The following is a 6000-nucleotide window of genomic DNA, read 5'->3' as shown; positions in this document are numbered from 1 at the left end:
GCGTCGTGTAGCCGCCTTTGCCATCGAGGTATTGCTGCACTATCGAGAGCTTGAAGCGCTCATCGTACTTCGTCATGAAAAAACCCCAAAAGTTGGTGTCCAACTTTTGGGGTTCAGTTCAGGTCCCACAAGGAACCGAGGCTTTTTTACGCCAGGACGCCGTCAGCGATCAGCGGCCGTCGCGGTCCGCGTCACCCGGGATGGCGCGCTCGACCTTGTGCCATGCGGCGCGCGAGGCGTGCTTGGCCTGGTCCCAGCTCAGGCGCGAATTGCCCTTGGTGCGTTCCCATTCGGTCGACAGCTCGTTCTCGTGCATGTCGTAGCCGCCCGGGTAGCGGCCTGCCGAGTTGTAGCCCAGCGCATAGGCCGGCGCGTAGTCGTCGTAGGTGTAGCCCGGGGTGTAGTACGGCTGGGTCTGGTACTGGTTGCGCCAGTGGGCGTCTTCTTCCTGCGGGTTGACCATCTTGGCCACGCCCTTGCCGGCCATGCCGCCGACGGCCGCGCCGATGCCGGCGCCGGCCACCGCGCCGACCGGGCCGCCCACTGCGCCGCCCAGCACCGCACCGCCGACCGCAGCGCCGCCGGCCGCGCCGACGCCGGTGCCCAGGTGGTGGTCACGCAGCTCGTCGCCCGGCTTCGGGTTGACGACTTCGCCGGTGCCCTTGCCGGCTGCGCCGCCAGCCAGGCCGCCGATCACGGCGCCCGCGGCGGTACCGATCGGGCCCGCCACCGACCCGGCAGCGGCGCCCATTGCCGCGCCACCGGCGCCGCCGACACCCTGCGCCAGGTTATGGTCGTTCAGGTCATCGTCCGCTTTCGGGTTGACGACTTCGCCGGCACCGCGTCCGGCCGCGCCGCCCGCCAGGCCGCCGACCACCGCACCGGCAGCCATGCCGACCGGGCCAGCCGCCGCGCCGGCCATCGCGCCCACGGCCGCGCCGCTGCTGGCGCCCACGCCCTTGGCCAGGTAGTGCTCCGACAGGTCGTCGCCCGCTTTCGGGTTGACGACTTCGCCCACGCCCTTGCCGGCCATGCCGCCGGTGACCGCGCCGATGGCGGCGCCGGCCACGGTGCCGACCGGGCCGGCTGCCGAGCCGATCGCGGCGCCTGCCGCCGCGCCGCCCAGGGCGCCGACGCCGGTGCCGATGATGTGGGTGCCGCCGCTGTCGGTCCACGACTGCTGGATGTGGCGTGCGTCTTCGTCCGAACGGGCATTCACGCCCATCACGATGCCGCCGCGCTTGATGCCTTCTTCATAGTGGGCAGCACGGTCTTCCGGGATGCCGGCGCCGATCAGCGCGCCGATCAGGCCGCCAGTGATGCCGCCGGCGCCGGCGCCGGCCAGGGCCGCTGCCAGCGGGCCTGCGACGACCAGGCCAACGCCCGGCAGCACCAGGGTGGTGCCGACGGCGGCAATGCCTGCCAGCACGGCGCCGATGGTGCCGCCGATGCCGGCGCCGATGCCGGCGCCTTCGGCAGCCTTGCTGCCCAGTTCAGTGTCGGCATCTTTGAAATGGGTCTTGCGGGCATCGTCCGACATCATCAGGTTGACGTCGTCCTTGGTATAGCCGCGAGTCGAGATCGAGGAATAGGCACGTTCTGCGCTGGCACGGTCGGGGAACAGGCCAGTGACCATGCGGGAATTCTGGGTGTTCTGGGTATTCGAATCGTAGTTGCTCATGGCGAATCCTTTCAGAAGGTTCAGGTGCTGGGTCCTGCAGACAAAATCGATCTTGCAAGTGTTGAAACCTTATGCCCGGTACAAGACCTCTTCTGTTCGCTGACGCACCCTACCCGGTTCTTTTCGCTCGACAGTTCACGGCGCCAGAACAGGCTTGCAGATTCGCCGTCTAACGTTCGTTGCCGCACCGACCTGAAGGGGACTGGTCTCTAGACTTTTCTCCATGGCCACGGCAATTCAAGGGCCTGGGGGTATGTTTTCTTACTTTGAAGGAGGTACACCATGTTATTCATCATTTGGATCGTTGTCGGTGGCATTCTGGGCTGGCTGGCCAGCATGGTCATGAAAACCGACGCAGAACAAGGCATGATTCTCAACGTCGTGGTTGGTATCGTCGGCGCCTTCCTGGGCGGCTGGCTGCTGTCGCCGCTGTTCGGCACCGGCACCATCAACTCCGATGACTTCAGCGTGTCGTCGCTGCTGGTGTCGTTCCTGGGTGCTGTCATCCTGCTGGCAATCGTGAACCTGCTGCGTCGCGGCCGTGTTCGTTAATCAGCAATCGGGTAGCCCTACCTAAAAACCAACGCTTCATGCGTTGGTTTTTTTACGCCCGCAGTTCGATCCGTCTTTCCGTATGTCCTTACTATCACCCAAACGATTCTGGACCATCCTCGTCACGGCCGCCCTCACGCTGGTCGGCGGGGTGCTCGCGCTCAATTTCATGCCGAGCGAAACGCAAATCGAAACCCGCCTGACCCGGCAGTACGACACCAACGACCCGCAGTTCCGCCGCTCGCTCGGCGTCCTGCTCGGCCCACCCATTCTCGAAGGAAATAAAGTCGAGGTCCTGCTCAACGGCGACCAGATCTTCCCGGCCATGCTGGAAGCGATCCGCGCGGCCGAGAAGACCATCACCTTCGAAACCTATATCTACTGGTCCGGCTCGATCGGCAAGGAATTCACCGACGCCCTGATCGAGCGCGCCCGCGCCGGCGTCAAGGTGCACGTGATGCTCGATTTCATGGGCAGCCTCAAGCTCGACCTGGCCCAGATCGACGCCATGAAAGGGGCCGGCGTGCAGGTACAGCGCTACCACAAGCCGGTATGGTGGAAGCTGGCGCGCCTGAACAACCGCACCCACCGCAAGCTGCTGGTGGTCGACGGCAAGGTCGGCTTCACCGGCGGGGTCGGCATCGCCGACCAGTGGCGCGGCAACGCCCAGGACAAGGATCACTGGCGCGACACCCACTTCCGCATCGAAGGACCGGTGGTCGGCCAGGTGCAGGCCGTATTCAACGACAACTGGACCAAGGCCACCGGCACCGTGCTCGACGGCGCCGATTACTTCCCGGCCCTGCAGCACGTGGGCGACATGCCGGCCCAGATGTTTTCGAGCTCGCCGACCGGCGGCGCCGAGTCGATGCACCTGATGTACCTGATGGCGATCACCTCGGCGCGCAAGACCATCGACCTGTCGGCGGCCTACTTCGTGCCCGACGACCTCACCATCCGCACCCTGATCGAGGCGGCGAAACGCGGCGTGCGGGTGCGCATCCTGATGCCGGGCGAGATCATCGATTCCGACCTGGTCAAGGCCGCCTCGCGCGAGCGCTGGGGCGAACTGCTGGCCGCGGGCGTGAAACTGGCCGAGTACCAGCCCACGATGTACCACGTGAAAGCCCTGATCGTCGACAATCTGCTGGTGTCGGTCGGCTCGACCAACTTCGACAACCGCTCGTTCAGCATCAACGACGAGGCCAACCTCAACATCCTGCACGAGGGCTTCGCGCGCGAGCAGACCGCCATCTTCGAGGACGACTGGCGGCGTTCGAGCCCGGTGACGAAAGCGGAACACCGCGAACGGCCGTGGTGGCAGCGCCTCAGCACGAGCCTGGCCTCGCTGTTCAGCGCGCAGTTGTAGGACAAGTTTCCACTAAAAAACTAGGCGTTTGTCTGTACGAAATATTGGTTGACGATGCATATAGGGATTACGGATACTCTTGGATGCTCCGCGGAGCCCGAGTGTTCCCATCCTTAACAAGACAGACGCGAATGAAAAAGACCCTCCTCTCGCTGGCCATCCTGACCAGCTTCGCCGCACATGCGGACGAAGGCATGTGGATGCCGCAGCAGCTGCCACAAGTAGCCAAGCAACTGAAAGCCGCCGGCCTCAAGCTGGATCCGTCCACCCTGACCAAGCTGACCGAGTTCCCGATGGGCGCCATCGTGAGCCTGGGCGGCTGCTCGGCCTCGTTCGTCTCGCCGCAGGGCCTGGTCGTCACCAACCACCACTGCATCTACAACAGCATCGCGGTCAACTCCAAGCCGGAGCGCGACCTGCTGGCCAACGGTTTCCTGGCCAAGACCTTCGCCGAAGAACTGCCGGCCGCCCCGGGCAGCCGCGTCTACGTGACCGAGGAAGTGGCGAAGGTCACCGACCAGATCATCACCCCCGAGGTTGCCAAGCTGAGCGGCAAGGCACGCATCGACGCCATCGAGAAGAACCAGAAGAAGCTGGTGGCCGAGTGCGAACAGTCGGCCGGCTACCGCTGCACCGTGGCCAGCTTCTACGGCGGCCTGGACTTCTACCGCCTGAAGCAGCTCGAGATCCGCGACGTGCGCCTGGTGCACGCACCGCCGGCCGGCGTCGGCAAGTTCGGCGGCGACACCGACAACTGGATGTGGCCGCGCCATACCGGCGACTACGGCTTCTACCGCGCCTACGTGAGCAAGGACGGCAAGTCCGCCGAGTTCTCGCAGGACAACGTGCCGTACAAGCCGAAGCACGTGCTGAAGATCGCCGATCCGAGCGCCAGCGCCAAGGAAGGCGACTTCGTCATGGTGCTGGGCTACCCGGGCCGCACCAACCGCCACCGCCTGCCGTCGGAAGTCGAATCGACCTTCACCTGGAACTACCCGGCCTTCGTGCAGGCATCGGGCGAGACCCTGGCGATCATCGAGCGCGAGACCAAGAACGACCCGGCCGCCAAGCTCAAGTACGCAGGCCAGATCGCCGGCGTCAACAACTACTACAAGAACCGCAAGGGCATGCTGACTTCGTACGCGAACAGCGATTTCCTGCAGCGTAAGACGGCCGAGCACAACGCCCTGAAGGCCTGGGTCAACGCCAACCCTGCCCGCAAGGCGCAGTACGCCGCCGACATCGAGCAGGCCGAGAAGCTGATCGCCGAGCGCGACGCCAACGCCAAGAAGGGCTTCTACCTGTCGTACGCCCAGCCGAAGTTCCTGTCCTCGGCACGTTCGCTGTACCGCCTGGCCAACGAGCGCACCAAGCCGGACGCCGAGCGCAAGACCGGCTTCCAGGAACGCGACATGCAGCGCTGGAACGCGATCATCGCCGGCCAGGACCGCACCTACGACGAAAAGGTCGACAAGGCGCTGGTGCTGAACTTCCTGACCAAGTACAACGCGCAGCCGGCAGCCGAGCACGACGCCGCCTTCGACGCCGCCCTCGGCATCAAGCCGGGCATGAGCGAAGCCGAGCTGAAGGCCGCACTGGACCGCATCTATGCCGGTTCCAAGCTGGCCGACGCAGCCGAGCGCAGCGCATGGCTGAAGAAGTCGCCGGCCGAATTCCAGGCTTCGAACGACAGCTTCATCAAGGCCGCCGTCGCGATGTACGACGCGAGCCTGAAGGATGAAGCCAAGGAAGAGGAACTGGCAGGCAAGATCCAGCAAGCCTACGGCAACTACATGCGCGCCAAGATCGCCTACATGAACAGCAAGGGCCAGGCCGTCTACCCGGACGCCAACGGCACCCTGCGCGTTACCTTCGGCAAGGTGATGGGCCGTGACGTCGGCGCCGACGGCACCGGCTCCTGGACCGCGTTCACGACCCCGAAGGGCATCGTGGCCAAGCACACCGGCGAAGGCGAGTTCAACGCACCGGCAGCCCAGCTGGCGGCGATCCAGGCCAAGGAATTCGGCAAGTACGTCGATCCGAAGCTGAAGACCGTGCCGGTCAACTTCCTGGCCACGCTGGACATCACCGGCGGCAACTCGGGTTCGGCCGCGCTGAACTCGAAGGGCGAACTGATCGGCCTGGCCTTCGACGGCACCCTGGATTCGATCATCTCGGACTGGGACTTCAACAAGGACATGACCCGCTCGATCCAGGTCGACAGCCGCTACATGCTGTGGAACATGAAGCACGTGGACAAGGCCGACAACCTGCTGAAGGAAATGGGCGTGCAATAAGCGTCCTGCTGGCGCCCTCGGGGCGCCATGCATGAGAAAGCCACGCGGCCGCAAAGCCGCGTGGCTTTTGTTTTTGTAGGGTAGACGGCTTTGCCGTCCAC

General features: G+C 64.8%; 4 protein-coding genes. 3 read left to right on the top strand and 1 reads right to left on the bottom strand.

Going from position 1 to position 6000, the window contains the following annotated elements:
• Nucleotides 1-169 precede the first annotated feature (169 nt).
• Entirely contained in the window at nt 170-1681 is a 1512-nt protein-coding gene (locus tag ACK4S9_RS17540; RefSeq protein WP_409728238.1) for a hypothetical protein, read from the bottom strand.
• A 282-nt stretch (nt 1682-1963) separates the two neighbouring features.
• Between ACK4S9_RS17540 and ACK4S9_RS17535 the strand changes: the two genes are divergently transcribed.
• From ACK4S9_RS17535 to ACK4S9_RS17525, 3 genes are all read left to right on the top strand, one after another.
• On the top strand, nt 1964-2233 hold the full coding sequence (locus ACK4S9_RS17535) for a GlsB/YeaQ/YmgE family stress response membrane protein (protein ID WP_036212790.1): 270 nt from the start codon (nt 1964-1966) through the stop codon (nt 2231-2233).
• Nucleotides 2234-2315: 82 nt separating this feature from the next.
• Nucleotides 2316-3602, top strand: coding sequence for a cardiolipin synthase (cls, locus tag ACK4S9_RS17530; RefSeq protein WP_409728235.1), 1287 nt, complete (start codon nt 2316-2318; stop codon nt 3600-3602).
• Nucleotides 3603-3733: 131 nt separating this feature from the next.
• Nucleotides 3734-5899 carry a S46 family peptidase gene (locus tag ACK4S9_RS17525; RefSeq protein ID WP_409728233.1) on the top strand — a complete coding sequence of 722 codons (2166 nt, stop codon included), beginning with the start codon at nt 3734-3736 and terminating at the stop codon, nt 5897-5899.
• Nucleotides 5900-6000: the final 101 nt, after the last annotated feature.

Source organism: Massilia sp., from assembly GCF_046293535.1.
GTDB lineage: Bacteria > Pseudomonadota > Gammaproteobacteria > Burkholderiales > Burkholderiaceae_D > Telluria.
Note: the sequence above shows the minus strand (reverse complement) of the source record. Positions and strands in the feature narration are given on the sequence as shown.